Below are 23,034 nucleotides of genomic sequence, written 5' to 3' on the forward strand. Positions count from 1 at the left end.
TCTATTATAGGTGATAATAATTATCAATATCAATTAAGAAATAAAAACATGACAAAGTTTTATTGATATTGCTGTTGCTTAATTAAATAACCCGTCAGGCCAGTGCCTGACAGGTTCCGTTTACACGTAAAGAATGTATAAGTTTTCGCCACATTTTATTTATTCCATACAACAATAAGCGAACAAGCGGGGGCTCTTCTAGTGATTAATGGATGATTTAGGATATAATGTCGTTCCCCAAATGGATACTTTTATATCGCTGGTTAACGGAACGTTAGTCTCATCTATAACGGTTCTCCACCAATCCCAGGCAAGCCCTGTGCACTCCTCGGCGAAAATTCTAATGTTCTTGGCATTAGCCGGAATTGGGATCACTGTCGAGTAATGCGCTGTTTTATTTTTTCTATTTTCTTTCCAGGTTTTATGAGTAATGATCTCTTGCCCATTTTCATCAAATGTAAACTCATCCCAGGATACTTCAAAGCGGGCCACATAAGCGCCACTATGGTCAAGTGTGATTTTCCCTTTGGTATATTCCGTTGTTTTCGTCTCAACATACTCTGTATTGTTGTGAACCGCAGCTATGGAATTATCTTTCAAAAAAACACTCGTATACGAAATAGGGTAACCTGGATTTTTGCTGCTATATTCTGCATTGTCCTTGATTACTTCCTGAATAACGGAGTAGTCTTTCGAGACAATCTGGTTATGTGCTTGCGCATCTCCGCCTAATACAACAGCTGTAAACGAGCTTTTTTCATAGATGTCCTTGTACTTTCCGCTAGTTTGTATGCTAGGATCTTTGAGCAGTAATTTAAATGCCGTTTGTACGTCACTGCTCTTTGAATCCGTTTCTAGCTTCACGTAAATAGTTCGGCCGTAAGCGACATTGGATACCATTAATGGCGGAGTTTCATCACTTACCCCTTTACGGACTAATTCGGCAAACGTCACACTGTCGTCAAACAGGTCTGATGGATTGTTGGGAGAAGCAGCGGTTACGGTATAAAAAATTTGTTTGTAAGCAGCAACCATTACCCTTTTCTCACCGCTTGCTACTGCGCTATAGTCGATTCCAAGCGTATTGTCAAGCACCTTGGCGTTTACATTCAGCGCACTGGCAATTTGACTTTCGCTGTGTACCATAGCTTCCGAGTATTGTAATCTCGCAGGCAATGTATGGGTACTGGAATACTTTTCATCCCAGGTCGACAGGAGTTGAGCAATGGCCCCAGAAACGCTGCCGTATGCTGGATTTTGAACCGTTATTGTATTTTCACTCTTTAAGCCAGGAAGATCAATGCTGATATCCAACGGTTTTCTGGCAGTCATAACCAAATTGGGCTGATTATTCACAAAGTCTTCATTTGCAAGCTGTATGGCGCCTGGATAAGTACGATTTGCAATTGAGTCAACAATGGAGATATCCATGGGTGAAGTTGCGATCGTATTTTTAGTCCGTTCTACTACGATAAATTTATCATTTGCTTGGCGGCCTTCTTTGGGAACAAAGCTGTTGATTTGATCGCCTTTTGTACTCAAGACCACGTTGCGATCATAATTCAGATTAGCGATTCCGGCATCAATATCATGGAGTTCGTTTGGAGCAGCGAAAGAAATACTTGAGTAAGTAAACACCTGAAAGCTTACCAGTAAACTAACGAGTACCCTTGTTCCCTTCATAAAACTTTTACTTTTCATTTGAAACTCTCCTTATACAAAAAAATGGTATTATATTTTGTTTTATCGGTACTCGCCTAAAAAATGTTAGATGTCCAGAAACACTCCTGTAATTTATACATTAATTTTTTATTTTTTTCCAATTTGTAATCGTTTTCATAATCAAGCATGTCCTGCATCTATAGCGTGTTCAGCCTATCATTCGATCCAAAACCGGTTTACACGGTTTCCGTCTTCTTCTATGTAATCTGTGTCCGGCATTCCGCCGTTGCGGATAATTGTTTTTCTGGAGGCAATATTCTCGGAGTCGCATACGACCAAGGCTTTCGTAATACCCAGCTCTTTTGCTTTCTCCAGCGCCAAGGCCAGCATGCGAACAGCGTATCTGTTTCCCCGTGCCGAAGGACGGATACCGTAACCAATATGTCCCCCTGCATTGAATAGGTGTTCGTTGAGTTCATGCCGGATATTCACCGCACCAACCACCTGCTCACTTGCATTTACAAGCCAGTATGTGGAGCTTTTAACCCAGCCTGCAGACAGGTCAATTCCATGTTTCTGATTACTTAAAAACGTCAGCATTCCTTCAAAATCATACGGCTCTATAGAAATCACCCAAGGCACCATTGGCTCCTGGCTCTTTTTCCATTCTTCAAAAAATGAAAGATACGCTTTCCTCCATTCCCGAGCAGGCTCTACCAATTGGACGGTTTGCATGCCACTCACTTCCTTCACTTTATATGTTTGAATGATCTGCCCATGATTTAAATATGTCAACGTCCGTGAATGTTTGGGCCCATTCTGCAAAAGAGAGCTTGTCATCCCAAGTGACTTGCTTCATCGCTTTGGCACATCCCCAGTTGAGAATTTGTTGATGCAGCATATGTACCCGGAATCGCTCCATAAATCCTTCTTTGGCGTTCATCCCTTTGAAGTAAACGGCAAGAAAATGTTGGGCCAGCTCTTTCTCCCCGTTTTCCAGATACATGGTAGTTATCTTCGGAAGGTCTGCAACCCCATCGCCAAAATAAGCTGTCGTAAAATCAAAAAGCCCACTAATTCTCCAGCCGTTTTCCCCGTTCTGCACAAGAACATTTTGCGGTTTAAAATCCCCCATCACAAATGCGGCCGCTTCCAGTTGATCGAATGCTTGACGTGAGCCTTCCAACATTTCCTCTACCCATTCCAGATCCTGTGCAGTAATGTCCGAGTATTTTTGGGCATCCTCTAGCCAGTATCGAATTCTTGCATACAACCATGCCTGATAAGAGATTTCAAAAGGGCGAATGGCCAGAGTCGCTGTATCCAGCTCCCCACTGTTCTTAACCTTCCAGCTATGAAGCTCCAGCAGGGCAACAGCAAGCTTTTCAGCTATTTGCTGTTTATCCAGTGAAGTCAGCTTGGCTTGCGGTTCAAGTGTATGTATGTGCTCCCCGTATAAACGGGGCATAATGGCGTAGCTCCAGCCAAAAATGTCCTCCGTATCATCCACCAGATACGGTGCCGGCACAGGAATTGAAGTCCGTCTGTGCAGCTGCTCCACCATATACCTTTCTTCCACCCATTGTCCCGAAAAAAGCGGGTTTCCCTTTAACACAAACTGTCCGGCCGTTGACGAAATATAGAGGGTTTGTCCCATCACTCCTTCTGCCGTTTTTTCGGAAGACAGCAGACGCCCCAAATCGAAACGATCCAGCACCCTCTGCAATTGATTATCCGTAACCTCTCCTAGCCGATTAGATGAAAAATAAATCGTCGTCGTCATCTCTATACCCCATAATTTTTAATCGTTGCTTCGAGGGTTTCGTCCGTATCCGCCAGCCACACGAGACTATTCTCGAACGTTCCCGGCTCGAAAAACAAGGGAAATCTCCGCTTGAACCAATCCTGCATCGGCAGGTTGAGCGCCTCCTTCATATCCACCCATAGCAGCTCTCCCTCGGGGGGATTATTCAATAGTTCACCTTCCGTTGCTGTAGCCAAATAGTTAAATACCATGTATCTCAGCCCTTGGCTCGGGTCACAATATTCGTCAATTCCTTTAAATATAATTTCCTTAACCGTTAATCCCGTTTCTTCCTTCACTTCACGAATAGCCCCATCCACAATACTCTCTGGAAACTCTACTTTCCCTCCTGGGGCAATGTAGCCTGGAAAACCCTTTTTATCCGGTCTATTAATGAGCAATACCTTGGTTCCGTCCTGAACCATACACATGGTATATAATTTGTGTGTCACTTCCGTGGTCAATCCGATCAAACCCTTCTTTATTCATTCTTCTCTTACTCTAGCGCAATCGCTACGAGTTGTCACAATCCCTCGTCAAACAATTGTAATCCTATGATTTCAAAGGCAACGCCTCAGTAGATATTTTTCTTGTAATAGTAGTGTTTAAAGCCTCGGGGAGCGTCATCAATGACACCGACCACTTCGTATCCATGCTTTTCATAAAATTCGGGTGCTTGAAAAGTAAACGTGTTAAGCTGAATAAACGTACAGCCTTTATCTTTAGCGATTTGTTCGATTTCACCAAGCAGCTGCGAGCCATAGCCCGCTCCTCTATAGCGCTGATCTACCCACAAAATATCAACCTCTACCCAGTTCCAGCACAGTACACTTAGGAGGCCGCCAATGACCTGGCCGTCTTCATCTTTGAGAATAAGATTAATCTCTTCATACTGGGTTCGAATATCTGCAGGTACATGTTTCGCATTAAATTCAATCAATTTGTTTCTGACCAAACGCGCTTCATCTCTACTGCTCCGACTCATTTGAGTTCTCAGCGTCATGACATAAATCCTCCAATTTTCCAATGTGTCATTAAAACAGGGTTCTACTGTTATATATTGTATATTTTTTTGCAAGCCTAGTCACTTACTTCATTTTTGAAAGTCTGGATTCAGGGGCGATCTTTGGAGGTATGTATGCAAAATACTTAAGTAGACGTAAAAAGCAGCTGCCGGGTTGTTAGACCTGCAACTGCTTTATGAGGATAGATTTAATGACTGACCTCTATCATCTAGCTGCTCATCAATTGCTGACTGGAGTCAGTTTGCCGCCGCCGGACAACGAAATCGTCTCCCCGTTCAACCAGCTATTTGCACTCGCACTTGCATCATAATAAATCGTGTGTCCGTTATCTACGATGTTTGAGAGTTTAGCATCACTGTCTGTCAAAGTGGTCAGATAGGAATCCGCTGTAACGATCCATTTGCTCGTTTTGTCCAGCGTTAAGTCAACCGATTTGGCTGTGTTTTCCGGATTAATAGCCCCCTTCAGGGTTGTCTTGTTTTTCAGGTTAGCTGTAATGGAGCTGATTTTGTCAGCAGTGATGCTGCCCGGCAATGTTTGGTTGTCTGCGTTAAGCGTTACATTAGCTCCGTTAGAGCCTGTGGTCCCCCATCTATCCGCAGCAGCGTTCAGCAGCACGCCTGTATTTCCTTTTAATGTGGCCCCTTTCAGATTAACCACCGCTTCTGTATTGGTAGAGTAAAAGATAGGGCCTGCTTTGGCTGTCAATGTACCGCCATTCATCGTAAAGACGGTGGTTCCGACCTCGGCATCACCCGAGAAGCTTTGGTACAGCATAACTCCACGATCTACCTCTCCGGACAAACTGGTGTTATTAACTGTAATGCTGTTTCTGCCTTCAATGACGGCAGCTTCCGATCCGGTTGCTTTTAAATCCGAATTGGACACTGTGATAGTGCCTGTTGAATAGATACCAGGGGAACCTTTTCCTGTCGTTTTGCCTGTTGCCTTGGTTACATTGATCGTACCATTTCCCCGGTCTGTCGCAATAGCGGCGGAATGCTCCCCAGCCGTTTTGATTTTAACATTCGTTCCATTAACCGTTCCCTTTAGGGTAGCATCCAGTCCACGCGAGGAATTGGCGCTGGTCTGAATGGTCACATCTTTCACATGAATGGTAGAACCTTCGCCTGTTGCAAAAACAGCATTGGCCCCATCGGCATCCGTCTTAACGGTAGAATCCGACAACTGAATAGTGCTGGCAGAAGCGGCCAAAACTCCGGCGTTCAGGCCATAAAAGTTGCTGTAATCATCCGATGATGTTGCGCCTTTTTTAGACAAGGTGGACTTGGTAAGTGTTAATTTGCCACTATCAGTTACCTTGACAATTGACTGATCTGCCTGATCAGCTGCAATCGTCTGCTTGGTCAGGGTTACACTTTTACCGCTTTGTGTGTACTTTGCTGTTCCGTTGTCTGTATAGCTGTCTGAGCCTTCACCTGGTTTTCCGCTTGGCGGTTCGCCATCCGGGGGTGTTCCCTCAGGAGGTGCCTCTACCGTTGCACTGGTATCTGTGGTGGTACTGTCTGTAGAAGTTGTTGTAGAGGAGTCCTCTTGAGTGGCAGCTACAGACGTCGAAGTAGAAACTTCGGTCGTATCGTCTGTCGATGAGCTGGCATAAGCGTATGATGCAGTAATGGAAGCCAGCAGTACAGCTGTAGCCATAACATTCAATTTCTTTTTCATTACAATCATCCCTTTTCATAGAGTTTAATTGGGTGGAACTGTATGCTTGGACTTGATGTATTTACAAGGTAGTGAGTAGCTCATAGGGCGTGCAATGCTTGTCCTTATCGGCTACACATTCATCTTAGAACAGCAGGTTGAAAATAAAATGAGCGCTCACTGAAGGTTTGCTGAATGCTAAAAAAGCAGACCCTCCGGTGAGCGGAGAGCCTGCTAACTTCAAAAATCTATCGGCTTATTGTCTATCGTACAAGAGAAGTGGCGAATGGTTTAAATCGAAATATCCAGTGATTTTCCAATGCCCGTAATATCGCTGCTGTTAGCATTGTTGATACGGGGCGCTTCTGTGTTGCTTGGAACGGACTTTTCCACTTTTGCAGCTGATGTGCTGCTGAATTGAGAGCTTTGCTGTGCAATTTGAGCTTCAATTTGTTTGATCTGCTGCTGAATCTGCTTCATTTTCGTTTCTTTTGTTTCTTTATTATCCTTACTCTGCTGTACTTTATTGTATTCCGCTTCAAGTTGAGCTTTGTGCTTTTCCAGGCTGGCTGTATCGTTAGTGCTGGATAAAGATGAAGTGCTTGCAACAGATATAGGACTGCTGGATGTCGACGAAATATTCATATCATTTTCCCCTTTCAGGATTTGGAAAAATCCTCACCTTTATAAAAGTACTTACGATGACGATGAAACAGATTGCTCAAAAATCTTAGCGATTTTATCAAATAAAGCCGATATTTCCTCATCGGACGCATTCGATTCGTCAGTATTTCCCATTGCGTTTTTCAGGGCAGAGAGCAGATCTGTTTCTGGATCATTCTCCAAAGTGGTCGACCCGGATACAGCACTGGAGCTCAGGATGCTTTGCAGATCACTCAGCAAGGATCTTTTTTCATCTATCGTAAGCTCTTGTTCAGATGAGGTACTATGATCCTCTTGGTTGGAGGTCTCCTGGATATTCCATGCAAATGGAGGCATAATTCCGCCCATGGCTTGCATCATAGGTGGCAGACCACTGCTATCAGCTTCTGGCTGGAATGGGCCCCCTTCAGGCGGCGGTGCAGGACGATTATTTTGAATCGTTTCTGCTACCTTATCAAATAGATCTGATACCTCCTCATCCGTTGCCGTGGAAAGATCCACACCCGATAATAAGTCAGTAATCGAAGCCAATGGATTTTTCGTGCTGTTGGTGAGTTCATCTGCTTCAGAAGTCGTACTTGAAGACGTCAAATAACTTTGCAGATCAGACAACAGCGTTTTTTGTTGGTCCATAGTTAGTGTAAAAGTATCCTGGCTTCTGTCGTAAACGTTACTGTAGTTTTCCGTAGGTAGCGGTGTCTGCATTCCTCCTGCGTATTCTGCAAATTCCTTGCTCAATTCGAGTGAATCGTTAGATTTCCTGTGTGTAGTGTGAGCCGTGTTATTTAACCCGTTCTCGTTTGACTTCACCGTATTCGAATGATCGTAGGAAGTCGTGATTAGATGCCTGTTAATGGATAGTGACAAAGTAGGTCCCCTCTCTGTGTACATAAATTTTTAGCAGTACACCTACCTTTCATCGGTAGCAAAACTGAATATAGCCTGAGGATACGCTGAAGGATAACTGAATGATCATCCCCCTCCTAAGACCTAGACTATAGTCAAGGAAAATCCCCGCCGCAGGGCGGGGATATGAACCCTACTCCAGACAGGAGTAAGTATAGGGATAATTTGTTACTCTTAGCAGAGAATAAACGAACGTATTCAGAAAACTGAAAGAAGGGGAACGGTTCATGATCCGTATTAGTCATTTGGTTCACGAGAGATTTATGTTCTTATTCAAATTTTTGCATTCACCTACATATGTGGGAAGCATAACACCAAGCTCCAGATTTCTGGCTAAAAAAATGATTGAATCCATTCCTTGGAGTGAAGTTCATGCCGTCGCCGAGCTTGGGGCTGGCACGGGAGCGATTACACAATATATTTCTCCTGCCGCAAGAGCTCAAACCAAGGTGCTGCTGTTCGAGAAGGATCAGACCATGCAGCAGAGCCTAAAAAGAAGGTTCCCGAATTATCTGTGTTATTCCGATTCACGCGAGCTTCAGCTTGCCATAAAAAATGCCGAAATTGAGCAGCTAGACTGCATAATAAGCGGGCTGCCCTTTTTTAATTTCCCACAAGCCATGCGAGATCAGATCGTAGAGCAAATTCATCTATCGCTCAGAGATGGAGGAATGTTCGTCGCCTTTCAATATTCTAAACAAATGAAGCAGCAGTTAGGTGAATGGTTTGATATTGAAGAGATCAAGTTTGTGCCCATGAACATTCCCCCCGCATTCGTCTATGTATGCCGGAAGAAAGCATAAGCAAGGGGGTAATGGGTATGGATGTTGAATATTTAATTTCCATCATTGAACAGTACGGCTATGCGGCATTATTCTTTACTCTATGGCTCGGAATCGTAGGGCTGCCCATTCCAGACGAAGTTGTTGTGATGACTGGCGGGGCTGTAACAAGCATGGGTATACTTCATCCGCTACCCGCTTTTGTAATGGTATATCTTGGGGTTATATCGGGCTTATCCTTAGGTTATGTATTGGGGAGAATGTTAGGTATATCCGTTTTGGACCGTTTACGACGAAAGAAAAAAATGGAAAAGTACATTACGTTTTCGGAAAATTTAGTACATAAGTATGGAAATTTCACGATTTGCATCAGTTATTTGCTGCCCATCGTCCGTCACATTATTCCTTACATTGTCGGGATCAATAAAATAAGCTTCAAACGCTATGCGCTTTTCTCTTATTCAACCGGCTTGGTTTGGACGCTGATCTTCTTTCTGCTCGGACGTTTCTTTGGCAAGCATGTACAGACAGTTGGAGAACTGATACATCATTATGGCTTGCAGGTCACTTTGCTTCTCATTGTACTGACCTTTATATTTTTCATCATGAAATATGTGTGGGGGAAGAAAGCAACAGAGGAGTAATTTGGGGTAAAGCATGTTCGGCATGTTCATTCTGGCGTTACTTACCTACATGAAAAAGAAATAGACCGCCCTGACCAAAGGTAAACGGTCTATTCTCGACCTTATCTTTCGCGGCCGACTGCTCTTTATGCAGTTGCTGTATGCTGGAGCCGTGTTAGAGCACGGCTCCTTAATTATTCTCACCTCATTATAACCGATTTTACGTAATTGCGTGTTTTTATTGCTTGGATAATTATATAAGCGAGTTTAAAAGTTACCTTAGTGCCACTACGCAGACGGATAGTGCTTCCCATCGCCACCGCCCCCGGATTTCTTGAATTAAGTCTTTCATCGGTAGAAATCCGGGGACAAAAGCGACCGCTTCGCTTGTACAGCACCATTCCGTCTACTCCGTTTTCCATATACATTTTTTCAGTTCGGCTTATATAGACTTTATTCCTCATATGACAGGACTATAGAGCCAGATCATAATGATAAAATTCCCCATCCTTGATATATTGGCTTCTTTCATACACTCTTTGGGCTGTAACATTATTCTTTCCTGTCGTTACCCTATACCCTAGCTCCTGTAAGCTTGCATGTTGCTGAGCAGCATTCAATAATAGTTGGGAGATCCTTCGTTTTCGTACTCTTCATCCACGTCCAAGATCATTTCATCGAAATAGAAGAAAACAAAGGATACAATTGTGTACAATAATAAAAATGATCGACTGAAAAAGATATAATTTTCCTTTTTTTACTTATCATTTTAAGTCAAATTAAGAATGTTCACAAAATATTCGATATTTATTGAAATTTCCTATTGATTTGATGTCACTATGATGTCACCTTTCGGTATACCAAACTGCTATGTAATGATACAATATTTACATGATATTTTGTCATCCCACATTAAAATATTTTCCCTCCGGAGGTTTGCAAATCATGTCTAATTCTTTAGAAATATTAATTGAACCCATAATCAGAAACCGTTTAGAAACATTGTATAATAATCTTTCTAAGACCATACCGGAATACAACCAATTTTCCACGGAGAGCAACCAGTATTTTCAACAAATCCGTGAATCCGTTCCCGAGCATCTCGAACATACCCTGTTTTTATATGAAGATGCCCAAATCTCTCTACAATCTATTCTGGAGAACCAAATATATTTACAGGGATTCAAAGATGCTATGCAATTTTTAGATGAGTTACGTAACACCCATACTGGTTAAGAACTACATAATGATTTTTAACTTTATAAATATATCTTTTGGAAAAACAAAAAACGCCTAGAAACAGGCGTTTTCATTTTTGTCCTTTTTAGCAATACTATCCATATGATATACTATAAACTAACAACAGAATGGCTTAGATGGGCGGTCGGCTAGTCTCCTGCAAAGGAGGTGAGGCCTGTGGAGGTTAAAGATACGCTGATGTTGATGATTCAATTTGCAACGTTGGTGATCTTGATTATTTCCTTCAACAAAAAGAAGTAGACCGCCCTCTGGAAAAGGTTAGCGGTCTATTTCACTGACTAAAACTTTTTGAACAGCCACCGCCCTTATAAGCGGCTGTTGTTAAAAGAGTGAGGATGTTGGCTGCATCCTTACTCTTTTTCAGTATATACTTATTAGCTTTAGTTTATCACAGGAAAAACCATATTGCCAATATGGAAAATCTTTTAAGGGGCGGCTTTCACACCCTGAGCTACTTCTTTAATTGAAGCAGCTTAATCAGCTTGTCATGAATGGCAGTATTCGGATAATTGCCGGTAAATTGAGAGGAGCCGGGTCCCATTGCAGTCAATGCCACATCTACTGCGGTGTGTCCTTTTGTCGTCCAATCAATATAAAACGTTTCGTCCGTGCCGTGAATGGTGAAAGGACCGTCTTCATTGGTTGTACCATCGTCGACTTCATCTTTCGCATCCTTACCTTCAATCGCCAAACCGCCTGTTTCATGGTCTGCCGTCACCAGAACTAATGTATCTGGATGTGCTTTGGCATAGTCCTTAGCTACTTTAACAGCCTTATCCAGCTGTTGCCCGGCCTTGATCGTTAATTCACCTTCATTATCATGCGCCATCTCGTCAGTTCCTTCCTCTTCCACCATCAGGAAAAAACCTTTTTTGTTTTTGGAAAGAACGTCAATCGCTTTTGTTGTCATATCCGGCAAAGAAACCGTTGGATTGTATGAGTTGCCGAGCTTGTTGTGAGCTTGGAACATTTCTTCATTGGCGAACAATCCGAGCAGTTTAGAGCCTTTGGCTGCTTTCATTTCCGCCTGATCCGTCACATAGCTATAGCCCAATTTCTTGGCCTGCTCCACCAGATTTCCTTGAGTTCCCTTACTAGCTTCCTCAGGATCTTCTGCTGGCGCATCTGGATGTTTACCTGCTGTTCCTGCAGGATACCAGAAATCCTCGCCACCGCCCAGAATAACATCCAGCTTGCTCTTTTCCAGATACTGCTTGGCAATCTCACTTTGAGCGGAACGCTTCTCGACATGCGCACCAAAGGCTGCCCCGGTTGCGTCTGTCACTTGACTTGTCGTCACGACACCTGTGGACATGCCTGCTTTTTTGGCCAGCTCCATGATGGTTGTGACTGGTTTTTTATTCATATCCATCCCGATCGCGCCATTATATGTTTTGACACCTGTTGCAATTGCAGTAGCTGCGGCTGCCGAATCCGTAACCAGGTTGTCCCCCGAACTCGTGCTGACCAAGCCTGTTACAGGCATATTGTCCATTTCAAGCAATCCCGACTTTCCAACCGTGGCCAGACGAATCGCGTTGCGACTTGCTTCTCCCATACCATCGCCGATAAAAAGAATGACATTTTTAGGAGCAGCGGCTTTAGCTGATGCTGTGCTCTGTCCTTTGGATGCCTGTGCAGTTGTAGACTTGGCTTTAGATGAGGCTGCAAAAGCGTTAGGGATATCTGCGGATAACAATGGCACACTCAAAACGGTAATTGCACCTAAAGCAAGGATACTCTTTTTCATTGAACGCTTTTTCACAGGCTCACACTCCAATAGGATTATTATTCATACATGATGAAATAATCATATATTTGTTTTGTGAAATTTTATGAAGCAATAGATTACGCGAATGTAAAAATTGTTTTCATAAAGCACAAAAAAGGCATCGACTCTTGTAATCAAGGTCGGTGCCTTTTGTAATTTTAAAAGCTATTTTCAGCTAAATCGCGGCAATTTCCTTGCCGATCGGCATGGTATAATACAGCGGCTTTTGCTGCTCGTTTTGCTGATAGACTACCAGCAGCAGCGTTCGCCCTTCAGCAGTCAATGGGCCACCCCCGCTCAGGATATGGTCCAGACTGAACGGCAAAATATCCAGCACAGCGTGCTTTTGCAGTTCCTTTTCACCCAGCTTCAAGGAAGCGAAGGCCGGGATCATCTCGCGATATGGCTGCGACTGCTGGCTGCTCTTAGCTGAATCAACATCCGCAGCTGTAGAAGAAGAAGCCTGTGCAGCATTCGTTCCACCTGTATGTTGCTTGCCTGTCTCTGCCACACCGTCCGCAGCCACAGGAGACAGCAGTGCATCCGGGTGCTGGAGAACCATTTTCATATAGCTGGACCAGTCGTCCTTCTCCAGGGTATGCTCCCACCAGATCTTACGCGGCTTGTATTTATGGTTCAGGAAATAATCGAGCTTCATCAGCCCAAGCACGATATCCATTCGCTTCGTTCCGCGCGATTCCAGAAAGGACTGGAGACGCGTGAACAAATCTTCGAGCTGGTGGCCGATTTTTTGCCAGCCTTGCCCCTCCCAATAATCTCCAAACTCTTGAAAGAAATCAAAGGCAGATGCAAATTCACGCTCGATCAAATAGTTCACCGTATGGTCCATACGATGGGAATTCCAGTATTTCTCCAAAACATCTTCCAGGCGCTTGAGCCGGACGATATCGGCAAAGGAAAGGACATCGTTGCTCAGCATCTCATAAGGTGCCACATCCATGTATGTGTAATTGTACTTGGCGGCGTCAATACGCAGCCCCGTTCCGCGCAGCATTTTAAGGAAGCCGAGTTGGAGCTCTTCCGGGCCAAGCGCAAAAACGTCATTAAACGTTTTGCGGAATGTGTTGTAGTCCTCCTGAGGCAGTCCGGCGATCAGATCCAGATGCTGGTCGATTTTGCCGCTTTGCTTGACCTTCGTAACGGTGCGGGAAAGCTTGGCAAAGTTCTGCCGGCGTTTAACCAGCTCATTGGTCGGGTCGTTCGTCGATTGGACACCAATTTCAAAGCGAAAGATGCCTGGCGGCGCATTTTCCGCCAAATAATCCAGCACCTCGGGACGCATAATATCTGCCGTAATCTCAAACTGGAAGACACAGCCGCGATGGTTTTCAATCAGAAACTTGAACATTTCCAGCGCATAGTCCCGTTTAATATTAAATGTACGGTCTACAAACTTGATCAATTTGGCCCCGTTGTCAATCAGATACAGAATATCCGACTTCGTGCGCTCAATATCGTAATAACGTACCCCAACCTCAATGCTCGACAGACAAAATTGGCAGCTGAACGGGCAACCCCGGCTCGTTTCAAAATAAACAACCCGTTTCCCGAGTTCCGGTATATCCTCTGCAAAACGGTATGGCGACGGCAGCTCGTTCAAATCCGCCTTCGGGCGGCCCGGCATCAGAATGACCTCTTCTCCCTTGCGGTAAGCCAGTCCATACACAAAATGGAACTTGCGATCCCCCTCCAGCTCCTGGAGCAGTTGATGAAACGTTTCTTCTCCCTCACCAACAACGATGAAATCTACATTCGTTAAGCGCTTCATCCAGTGCTCCGTATCGTAGGATACCTCTGGACCACCGAGTACGATTTTGACCTCGGGCATAATCTTTTTCAACACGTCAATCACTTTAATCGTCTCTTCAATGTTCCAAATATAGCAGGAGAAGCCGATGACATCTGCTCCCCGCTGAAACAAATCGGAAACGATGTTCATCACCGGGTCCTTGATCGTGTACTCCGCCAGCTCGATGTCAAAGTCCTTTTCGCTGTAGGCTTTGAGACAGCGGATGGCCAGCGAGGTATGGATATATTTTGCATTTAACGTTGATAAAATAACTTTCATAGGTCACAACCTTCTATTCAAAATCCTCATACACATCATCTGGATAAATCTCGTCCTCGTTCACCGTGCCTCCGCTATTCCCCTGATTTTGAAAAAAATCAAGAAACAGCTTGCCGTACTTGCGGAACTTCACTTCACCGACACCCTTGATCCGCAGCATATCTGCCTCAGATTGCGGGTTCGCCACACTCATCTCACGCAACGTGGCATCATTAAAAATAATATAAGACGGCACATGCTCCTGAGCGGCCAGATCACGGCGAATCAGACGCAATTGTTCGAATACAGTCTCGTTGACTGCTGCCGGGTATGCATCGCGTCCCTGTCGTCCGCGTGAGCCCGCCCCACCTGCAAAAGCCGTGGCATGTCGCACTACACGCTGCATAACCTCACGCTGACCCTTCAGCACTTCAGCTGCAAGCTGCTGTAAACGAACGACCGGATATTGCCCTTCAGATAACATCAAATAACCTTCCGAAACGAGCACATTGATAATTTCAGCAATTTCTTTTTCTGTCCGGTTGCCCATCACCCCATAGGTTGGAAGGCTGTCAAAACCATACTGCAGCACCTTTTTGTTGCGAGAGCCTTTTAGCACCGAGGCTACCATCGAAACCCCAAAACGCTCCCGCATGCGATGAATGCAGGAAAAAATCTTTTGCGCATCTATGGTCATATCGACCAGTTCCCGCTCATCCGTGCATGAACTGCATATGCCGCAAGCTTCATGCTCCTCCGCCTCGCCAAAATACTCAAGCTGCGCCGTGCGCAGGCAGCGAGTTGTGTAGCAATAGTCCACCATCTGCTGGAGTTTGCGGTAGTCGTTGCGCTTGCGGTCTTCATCCTGCGGATTTTGCTCAATCAGGAACTTCTGAGTGACAATATCTTGCGGTCCGAACAACAAAATGCATTGACTCGGATCGCCATCACGTCCTGCACGTCCCGCTTCTTGAACGTAAGCCTCCATATTTTTAGGCATGTTATAGTGAATGACGTAGCGCACGTTCGATTTATCGATCCCCATGCCGAAGGCGTTGGTCGCAACAATGACCCGGATATCATCGTACAGGAAGCCTTCCTGGCTATCTGCGCGCTCCTGATCTGTCATCCCGGCATGATAGCGTCCAACTGCCATGCCTGCATCACGCAGACGTTGGTACAAATCGTCCACGTCTTTACGAGTCGCCGCATAAATAATGCCTGATTCACCCTCGTGCTCACGGGTATAATTCAGCAAAAAGCTGCGCTTGTCTTCCCCGCGCATCACGCTGAACGCCAAATTCGGTCGTCCAAGGCCTGTGACGAACGTCTCCGGTGAGCGCAGACGAAGCAGCCGCACGATATCGTCCATGACCTGCGGTGTTGCTGTTGCTGTAAACGCAGCTACAATCGGGCGTTCATGCAGCCCGTCCACGAACGGAGCCACGGCCAGGTAGCTGGTGCGAAAATCATGGCCCCACTGGGATACACAGTGAGCCTCATCCACCGCAACACAGGAAATCGGCAGTTGGGTCATCTCATCGCGGAACCAATCCAGCTCCAGCCGCTCCGGTGCGACATACAGCAGCTTCAAATCACCATTCCGTGCAGCGCGGATGCGGTCATTCACTTCTCGCCCGCTCAGCGTGCTGTTAATATACGCAGCCGCGATTCCCATCGTCGTCAGCGCATCCACCTGATCCTTCATCAGCGAGATAAGCGGTGACACTACAATCGTTAAACCCTCATGCAACAAGGCAGGAATTTGGTAGCATATGGATTTTCCGCCGCCTGTCGGCATAATTCCTAACGTATCGTTGCCTTCCAGCATACTGGCGACAATTTTCTTTTGTCCCTCCCGGAAGTCGGGATAGCCATAAAACTTTTGCAGTAAATCCTGCGCCCGTTCCAACATCGGTGCTTGTACACTCATAGATTTAAACCCCTCATAATTTCCAGCGCCTCGGGCGCATATCAGCTTTTCTTTCGTTACCTTTAGTTTACCGGGGTTCAGGGTAATGTTCAACCGCTGGAAGACTGTCAGGCAAGTTTACTCCCCCATGGCATTCGCTGTTTTCTCATGATATAGTGGACACGGTGCCGCAGTTGTACACGATCATGAGATACGGTACCAAGAAGGAGAAAGAATCCATGAACAATCGGAAACCTCAACGAAAAAATCGAACAAAATCAACGTTTAACTCAGCTGGCTCCAAGCGCAACCACACATCTGCCGGAAAACCCGGCTCACCTAGACCGGAAGCACGAGGCAAAGCGAGCACTCTTGATAAAACACCTGCAAAAACATACATCGTACAAAAGCCTGCCGAGCTGCTGAGCTTTTTGGTAGAGCATGTCACCGGCATGGGGCGTAATTCCATCAAATCAGCGCTTGCCCGGGGACAAGTGTCTGTAGACGGCGTGGCACGCACAGTGCACAACTTCCCGCTGGAGCAAGGTCAAACCGTCACACTCTCCAAGGAAAAAATTGCTCCCGAGGTGCCGCTGACCGGGCTGCGTATTTTACATGAGGATGAAGCCATCATCGTCATTCATAAAGATGCCGGGCTTCTGTCCGTCGCCTCTGCGCAGGAAAAGGAAGTGACCGCCTACCGCCAGCTTACGGCCCATGTGCGGCGAGAACATCCGTACAATCGTATTTTTGTGCTGCATCGTTTGGATCGTGATACATCAGGAGTCATGATGTTTGCCAAAAGCGAAGCCGTACAGCAGCAAATGCAGCAAGCATGGAAGGAAGTTGTGTATGAACGAACATATATTGCTCTCGTAGAAGGTCAGATCAAAAAACCGGAGGGCACGATTTCCTCATGGCTGAAGGAAAGCAAAACGCTGAAAATGTACTCCAGTCCTTATCCAAATGACGGGCAACACGCGGTCACTCATTACAAGCTGCTTCAGGCCAATCGGCATTTTTCCTTGCTGGAAGTACGTTTGGAGACCGGACGCAAGAACCAGATTCGCGTACACATGGAGGATATCGGTCATCCGATTGTTGGAGACAAAAAATACGGCTCCAAATCCAAGTCGATTGGCCGCCTTGGTCTGCATGCGCGAGTATTGTCATTTGTTCATCCCGTTACCGGGGTATTGCTGCGTTTTGAATCCGACACGCCTAAGACCTTTTTGAATCTGTTTCGAGATTAAAATTGTACAGGGCATACAGAGATTGGATGGAAATATGAATGGAGAACCAGGGGCTGTGGGCAGCTCCTGGTTTTGAGGATTAAGCGGTATGCTTCCGAACACCGTCAGCCATTTTCATCAGCTCATCCCATATGTAAACGGGAGTATTGCATACTGGACAATTTAGCCAGCCGTTTAAATAGGGCAGATGGCTTGGAAGCTTGTTTTCTTCGATTTTCAGAGCATACTCATGTAGCCATTGTACATCAGAACCTCTGTGATCCAATAAACCGGGGTGAATCGGATGGGGAATCAGGCTGTTTGAATGCACAGGATCTTTATCGTAAACGATCAGGGCATCACTCTGTTCAGCAGGCCAAATATAGAGCGGAATACCGCAATGTGGACAATCCAGCGTATATTCATCACCTGTATCGAAACTTTGAAGCATATAAGCTATACTGCGATAGCCTTGAAAGGCAGCAGCTGCAGCCAAAACATAACGTTTGCCTATATTTCCCTCGTGTTCTTTCGCATAAAGCACCATTTCTTCGGTCATCTGTGCAAGTCGGACAATGGCATGTCGATATTGCTCATAAATATATTCAGCCACACTAGAATCCACTTCTATCTGATCCCTTGCAAATTCCAGTGGAACTTTGGTATGTAAGGGATTGTAATTTTTCGCCTCGAATATTCCGCAAATGTTATATATATCCGCACGAATACCTACATCAGAGCTGTTTAATGCAATGTCTACAAGGTAGGGTACGGCTGCAAATGTACAAGAATACAACGTGTTTTGGTGATACAGTTCCTCCCAATACAAGGTGTCAGCTATCTCGCCGTCATATCCGGCTTGGAGCTGGTTCAACATTTCCGGAACGTATTGAGAAGAACCGTAAGGGCCTTGGAGCAAATTCCAGACCGGATCGGACAAAGCCAGCATCTTGATACTCCTTCCACCGTTTTTCTTACAGTAACATAGGCTAGGGTTGTACAGTTCCTTTTACGATCAACATTCATTTTAACTTCATAATTCTTAGCTTCTTACGTTTATTCCATTATACGCATATGATTAGCTGAAGTTGCTTTTCTTGTTTTATGCAATATACAAAATCACTGTTCCGGTGTCTATAATCATATTCGGTTAAATTTTTAGTATTGTGAAGATGACATATGCTTTTTAAACGTCAAAAAATGAAGTGTGTTTAGAATGAGCGACCACTAACCCGGATTTTCTGTTTTACTACGAGTCCATTGTTTATTCTGTTCCAAAAATAGAGTAATCAATCCTCTAGCGTACCATTTTTCCACACTTGAGCGGAGGCACATATAGCCTTTTTCCTCATGTGCATACTCAACATTATAAATCCTGTTACTTAAAAATCACTGAGGAAGAAATAAAGTATATACATAGCTACATAACTGAACTGATTTGATGAATCGGTATATGAACAGAAACGTTGGGAATATTATGTATGAATACTGCAACCATAAGGGGAAATAGCCTATGACCATCACATCGGAACAGCGGATTACCCTGCACGGATTTAACAATCTGACCAAATCATTAAGCTTCAATATGTATGATATCTGTTACACCAAAACCAAAGAAGAACGTGAAGCCTATATTGAATATATTGATGAACAATACAATTCGGACCGGCTGACAGCTATCCTGAAAAATGTATCCGACATTATCGGCGCCTATGTGCTCAACGTGGCCCAGCAGGACTATGTTCCTCAAGGAGCAAGCGTAACAGTGCTTATATCGGAAGGGCCTATTGTGGAGGTGCCAACTGAATCATACGCGGAATCCCCCGGCCCTCTGCCTGACTCTATCGTAATGCAGCTGGATAAAAGCCATATTACTGTCCACACCTACCCGGAGTATCATCCAGACGAGGGGATTAGTACATTCCGAGCAGATATTGATGTCTCTACCTGTGGAGAAATTTCCCCGCTGAAGGCACTCCATTATTTGATCCATTCTTTTGACACGGATATTATGACGATTGATTATCGGGTACGCGGCTTTACGCGTGATACGCATGGACACAAGCTGTTCATTGACCATGACATCGCCTCCATTCAAAACTATATCCCTGACGAAGTGCGCAGTGAGTATGACATGATAGACGTGAACGTGTATCAGGAAAATATTTTTCATACCAAATGCAAGCTAAAGCAATTCGATTTGGACAATTATCTGTTCGGGTATACCAAGGAAAGTCTGAGCGTGAGCGAGCAGCGAAACATATCTACACGCCTCAAAACTGAAATGGACGAAATTTACTACGGTAAAAATATGATGTGACCAGATAAGGACGATCGCTTGGGCTGGGATATAGCCGGGCTTTTGTCCTTTTTTTGATACAAAGTCATCGATATCTTCCAGCTTTATCTGTACAAGTGGGAGAATGTTCAATATGATAGGGGAAGAAACCACTAATTTGAAATATCAACAGCCAGTTTTAAGCGCGCTATCGATTGTAAGCGCAATCAATTGATTTTGTTATGCAACATAAAGGAGGAATTTGTATGCAAGGCGGTATTGGCGGTAAAAACATCATTTTACGACTGGAAATTTCCACCGAGCACATCCAATTTGGTCAATTGATTACGCTGGTAAACGAACATGGCGGAGATGTAATTGCGATTGACGTCATTCGTACCTCTGAGAACGTCACGGTTAGGGATATTACGGTTACCATGGCCGATCCAGCAGAAATCGACCGAATGACTGCCCGGATCAAAAAGGCACAAGGCGTAAAAGTATTGTCCATCTCTGATCGTACCTTTCTGCTGCACCTTGGGGGTAAAATTGAGATGCAGCCCAAGGTGCCGATTCAGAACCGCGACGATTTGTCCCGGGTATATACCCCGGATGTGGCACGTGTATGCATGGCCATTCATGAGGAGCCGGACAAAGCCTTTCGGTTGACGATCAAGCGCAACACGGTTGCTGTCGTCTCTGACGGAAGCGCCGTTCTCGGGCTGGGTAACATCGGCCCCTATGCAGCCATGCCGGTCATGGAAGGCAAAGCCATGCTATTCAAGCAGCTCGGTTCCGTTGATGCTTTTCCGATTTGCCTGGATACGCAGGATACCGAGGAAATCATCAAGGCCATTAAGCAAATGGCCCCAGCTTTTGGCGGCATTAATCTGGAGGATATTTCGTCACCACGTTGCTTTGAGATTGAGCAGCGGCTGCGACAAGAACTGGACATTCCTGTTTTTCATGACGATCAGCACGGCACAGCTGTCGTTCTATATGCAGGCCTGATCAATGCGCTCAAGGTCGTCGGCAAATCACTGTCCGATGTTAAAATTGTCGTGTGCGGTATCGGGGCGGCGGGTGTGGCTTGCACCAAGATTTTGCTATCGGCCGGAGCTGTCAACATCATCGGCGTAGACCGTCACGGAGCGATTACAGCTGATGAGGCCTATGAGAATTCGATGTGGAACTGGTATGCGCAGCATACCAACCCCGAACGATTGTCTGGCACGCTGTCTGAGGTTCTGAAGGACGCTGACGTGTTTATCGGTCTATCGGCAGGTGGAGTGCTGCGACGAGAAGACGTGAAGCGTATGAACAAGGCTCCTGTGCTCTTCACCATGGCTAACCCGGTGCCCGAGATTGCGCCAGAGGAAGTCGAGGATATTGCAGGTGTCATCGCCACAGGACGTTCGGACTATCCGAATCAGATTAACAATGTGCTTTGTTTCCCCGGTATTTTCCGGGCAGCGCTCGACTGCCGTGCCCGTGAAATTAACGAGGAGATGAAGTTGGCGGCAGCAGAAGCCATCGCAAACACCATCCGTCCCGAGGAATTAAACAAGCTGTATATTATTCCCGGTGTATTCAACGAGACTGCGGTTCAGCGGGTACGGGAAATGGTCATTAAAGCCGCCATTGCGAGCGGTGTTGCCAGAAGAGTGCCCCGAGATTTCAGATAAAAGAAAAGGATTGCTCCCCTATTACGGGTGCAATCCTTTTTTATGAAAAATTCAGGCGCTAAATGGGTTATCGCAACAGCTGTTATGATCTCCATTTAGAGAACAATTGACTGGCCCGCTGGGCAAACTCCTCCAGATTGAAGCTGGAGTTATCCAGCCTGTAATACCACTTTTTGATCGTATCCAAAATCCAGGACGGGACTTTAACCCCTGATATACCTGAATAAAACGTGTGATACGCCCATACTAGATGCTCCCATCGTTTGTCATCGCCTTCCTTGACATACTCGGATACATCCAATACCTTGGCTCGTCCATCTTGCATCAGCACATTCTTGAGGTGAATATCACGCGGGTTCAATCCCTTGGATCGGACAAATTCCCTCGCCTCTTCCACATCCAGAATGACCTGTTCCGGCACCGGAATCCCTTGCAGCAGACAATCTAGCAGCGTAATGCCGGATTCATAGCTGATAACAATGTATTTATCGCCCTTCCCGTAATAACGAGGAAAAAAATCGGACCCCTGCAAAAGCTCATATACATGGGCCTCCGCATCTTTTTTCTCGATCGCCATGTCTGAGTACACCTTGAACGCGTAGCCGGGTAATGAATCAAGTGTAAATACGGCCGCATCGGTCCCGATGCCAATACAGCGGACGTCCTGAGTGACTGTTTTAATGGTAACCGGGTCATTATCCTCCGTACTGTAAACGGTCACTTGACGTATGATATCGTCTGCTTGTCTCCATTGTTCAACCATGTGCAACCCCTTCCTTCTCTGTTCTATACCACTTCAAATGAGGTTAGACATATGCTGGATAAGTTGTATTACGGGTCATCCTCAGAAACGGATTCACAATGATGCAGGAGTGGTTTGGGAACATGGCAGCAGTAATTTCTTTAAATCCGCATAGCTGGACGCTGTTTCATAGGCTCCCAGCACGTCAGATTCCGGGGAAGCATTCCGGTGGTTGAACCAGATCGTCCGCCAATTCGCGGCTGTAGCTCCCGCCACGTCATTCCGCCAGGAATCCCCGATATAGCAGCAATGCTCTGCCAAAGTTCCTGTCCGCTCGTTCACCACTTCAAAAATGCGTGGATCAGGCTTGGCATAGCCAACAGTTCCAGAGACAAAGATATGCTCTGGTGCAACATGATTTTCCAGCGCCATCGCCTTGATTTTGCTCATCTGGTGCTCTTCAAGACCGTTCGTAATCAAGCCGACCAAATATCCAGCCGAGCTCAATGCATCCATTAAGGAAGTTGCTCCTTCAAAAGGCTCTATCCGATACTGACGATCCAGGTATACTTTTTGAACATGTACTGCTTGCTCACGGGTGATATTTACCCCGAATTCCTGTAAAGCCAGGACGAAACGCCCCTCCCTCATATCGTCCAATTCATCCGGTCCTGCCTTCCCTTCCAATAGTCCTCCTTGGGCCGACAATAGATCACTATAATAGCGGATACGATGATAGGCTTCCTCATAAGGAAAACGCTCACTTAAGCCTAATACTGTACGCAGCGCGTCGCGTGTAGGGTGCAAATGATCATACATGGTATCATCTACATCAAAAAAGACTGCCTTCTTTTGCAAATCCATATACCCACTACTTTCTGTAAAATCTTTGGATGATGCTCATCTTCACCTTGTCCTGATATTATACCCGCCCACCTGTTGCGTTGCACCCCGCC

General features: G+C 45.5%; 21 protein-coding genes. 7 read left to right on the forward strand and 14 right to left on the reverse strand.

What is annotated here, in order from left to right; genetic code table 11:
- Positions 1-198: 198 nt before the first annotated feature.
- From B4V02_RS18100 to B4V02_RS18135, 8 genes are all read right to left on the reverse strand, one after another.
- Positions 199-1,701, reverse strand: a complete 1,503-nt coding sequence (locus tag B4V02_RS18100) for a thiol-activated cytolysin family protein (RefSeq protein ID WP_094155834.1) — start codon at positions 1,699-1,701, stop codon at positions 199-201.
- A gap of 177 nt (positions 1,702-1,878) precedes the next feature.
- Complete coding sequence (locus B4V02_RS18105) at positions 1,879-2,397, reverse strand: GNAT family N-acetyltransferase (RefSeq protein ID WP_094155835.1); 519 nt, start codon at positions 2,395-2,397, stop codon at positions 1,879-1,881.
- A gap of 19 nt (positions 2,398-2,416) precedes the next feature.
- Positions 2,417-3,445, reverse strand: coding sequence for a phosphotransferase family protein (locus B4V02_RS18110; protein WP_094155836.1), 1,029 nt, complete (start codon positions 3,443-3,445; stop codon positions 2,417-2,419).
- A gap of 2 nt (positions 3,446-3,447) precedes the next feature.
- Positions 3,448-3,939: an 8-oxo-dGTP diphosphatase gene (locus B4V02_RS18115; RefSeq protein WP_094155837.1), complete on the reverse strand. Its 492-nt coding sequence runs from the start codon at positions 3,937-3,939 to the stop codon at positions 3,448-3,450.
- A gap of 101 nt (positions 3,940-4,040) precedes the next feature.
- A complete protein-coding gene (locus tag B4V02_RS18120) occupies positions 4,041-4,469 on the reverse strand; it encodes a GNAT family N-acetyltransferase (protein WP_007429461.1) in 429 nt (142 codons plus the stop codon).
- 241 nt (positions 4,470-4,710) lie between these two features.
- On the reverse strand, positions 4,711-6,177 hold the full coding sequence (locus B4V02_RS18125; protein WP_094155838.1) for a hypothetical protein: 1,467 nt from the start codon (positions 6,175-6,177) through the stop codon (positions 4,711-4,713).
- Positions 6,178-6,447: 270 nt separating this feature from the next.
- Positions 6,448-6,801, reverse strand: coding sequence for a FlxA-like family protein (locus B4V02_RS18130; RefSeq protein ID WP_094155839.1), 354 nt, complete (start codon positions 6,799-6,801; stop codon positions 6,448-6,450).
- 51 nt (positions 6,802-6,852) lie between these two features.
- On the reverse strand, positions 6,853-7,686 hold the full coding sequence (locus B4V02_RS18135; RefSeq protein WP_094155840.1) for a hypothetical protein: 834 nt from the start codon (positions 7,684-7,686) through the stop codon (positions 6,853-6,855).
- Between the two features lie 266 nt (positions 7,687-7,952).
- Between B4V02_RS18135 and B4V02_RS18140 the strand changes: the two genes are divergently transcribed.
- From B4V02_RS18140 to B4V02_RS27240, 4 genes are all read left to right on the forward strand, one after another.
- Positions 7,953-8,528, forward strand: coding sequence for a class I SAM-dependent methyltransferase (locus B4V02_RS18140; protein ID WP_007429457.1), 576 nt, complete (start codon positions 7,953-7,955; stop codon positions 8,526-8,528).
- Positions 8,529-8,545: 17 nt separating this feature from the next.
- A complete protein-coding gene (locus B4V02_RS18145) occupies positions 8,546-9,151 on the forward strand; it encodes a DedA family protein (RefSeq protein ID WP_094155841.1) in 606 nt (201 codons plus the stop codon).
- A 924-nt stretch (positions 9,152-10,075) separates the two neighbouring features.
- A complete protein-coding gene (locus tag B4V02_RS18155) occupies positions 10,076-10,366 on the forward strand; it encodes a hypothetical protein (RefSeq protein WP_043890852.1) in 291 nt (96 codons plus the stop codon).
- A 207-nt stretch (positions 10,367-10,573) separates the two neighbouring features.
- The gene (locus tag B4V02_RS27240) at positions 10,574-10,630 is read left to right on the forward strand and encodes a hypothetical protein (protein WP_419179378.1); all 57 of its coding nucleotides are present in this window, start codon (positions 10,574-10,576) and stop codon (positions 10,628-10,630) included.
- A gap of 211 nt (positions 10,631-10,841) precedes the next feature.
- Here B4V02_RS27240 and B4V02_RS18160 read toward each other — a convergent pair whose 3' ends face one another.
- The 3 genes from B4V02_RS18160 to recQ all read right to left on the reverse strand — a co-directional run bounded on the left by B4V02_RS18160 (position 10,842) and on the right by recQ (position 16,162).
- A complete protein-coding gene (locus B4V02_RS18160) occupies positions 10,842-12,155 on the reverse strand; it encodes an alkaline phosphatase (RefSeq protein WP_094155843.1) in 1,314 nt (437 codons plus the stop codon).
- A 181-nt stretch (positions 12,156-12,336) separates the two neighbouring features.
- Positions 12,337-14,250 carry a B12-binding domain-containing radical SAM protein gene (locus tag B4V02_RS18165; protein ID WP_094155844.1) on the reverse strand — a complete coding sequence of 638 codons (1,914 nt, stop codon included), beginning with the start codon at positions 14,248-14,250 and terminating at the stop codon, positions 12,337-12,339.
- A 13-nt stretch (positions 14,251-14,263) separates the two neighbouring features.
- On the reverse strand, positions 14,264-16,162 hold the full coding sequence (gene recQ, locus B4V02_RS18170) for a DNA helicase RecQ (protein WP_094155845.1): 1,899 nt from the start codon (positions 16,160-16,162) through the stop codon (positions 14,264-14,266).
- A gap of 218 nt (positions 16,163-16,380) precedes the next feature.
- Here recQ and B4V02_RS18175 point away from each other — a divergent pair, with 218 nt between their 5' ends.
- Entirely contained in the window at positions 16,381-17,394 is a 1,014-nt protein-coding gene (locus B4V02_RS18175; protein WP_094155846.1) for an RluA family pseudouridine synthase, read from the forward strand.
- Positions 17,395-17,473: 79 nt separating this feature from the next.
- Here B4V02_RS18175 and B4V02_RS18180 read toward each other — a convergent pair whose 3' ends face one another.
- Entirely contained in the window at positions 17,474-18,322 is an 849-nt protein-coding gene (locus tag B4V02_RS18180) for a hypothetical protein (RefSeq protein ID WP_007429450.1), read from the reverse strand.
- A gap of 564 nt (positions 18,323-18,886) precedes the next feature.
- On the opposite strand from B4V02_RS18180, the gene speD reads away from it, so the two are divergent.
- Entirely contained in the window at positions 18,887-19,693 is an 807-nt protein-coding gene (gene speD, locus B4V02_RS18185) for an adenosylmethionine decarboxylase (protein WP_094155847.1), read from the forward strand.
- 224 nt (positions 19,694-19,917) lie between these two features.
- On the forward strand, positions 19,918-21,336 hold the full coding sequence (locus B4V02_RS18190) for an NAD-dependent malic enzyme (protein ID WP_094155848.1): 1,419 nt from the start codon (positions 19,918-19,920) through the stop codon (positions 21,334-21,336).
- An 82-nt stretch (positions 21,337-21,418) separates the two neighbouring features.
- Here the strand turns inward: B4V02_RS18190 and B4V02_RS18195 are convergent, their stop codons facing one another.
- Together B4V02_RS18195 and B4V02_RS18200 are read right to left on the reverse strand one after the other, a co-directional pair.
- Positions 21,419-22,099, reverse strand: coding sequence for a hypothetical protein (locus B4V02_RS18195; protein WP_007429447.1), 681 nt, complete (start codon positions 22,097-22,099; stop codon positions 21,419-21,421).
- Positions 22,100-22,192: 93 nt separating this feature from the next.
- Complete coding sequence (locus B4V02_RS18200; protein WP_094155849.1) at positions 22,193-22,942, reverse strand: HAD family hydrolase; 750 nt, start codon at positions 22,940-22,942, stop codon at positions 22,193-22,195.
- Between the last annotated feature and the right edge of the window lie 92 nt (positions 22,943-23,034).

Source organism: Paenibacillus kribbensis, assembly GCF_002240415.1.
In the GTDB taxonomy this organism is placed as follows: domain Bacteria; phylum Bacillota; class Bacilli; order Paenibacillales; family Paenibacillaceae; genus Paenibacillus; species Paenibacillus kribbensis.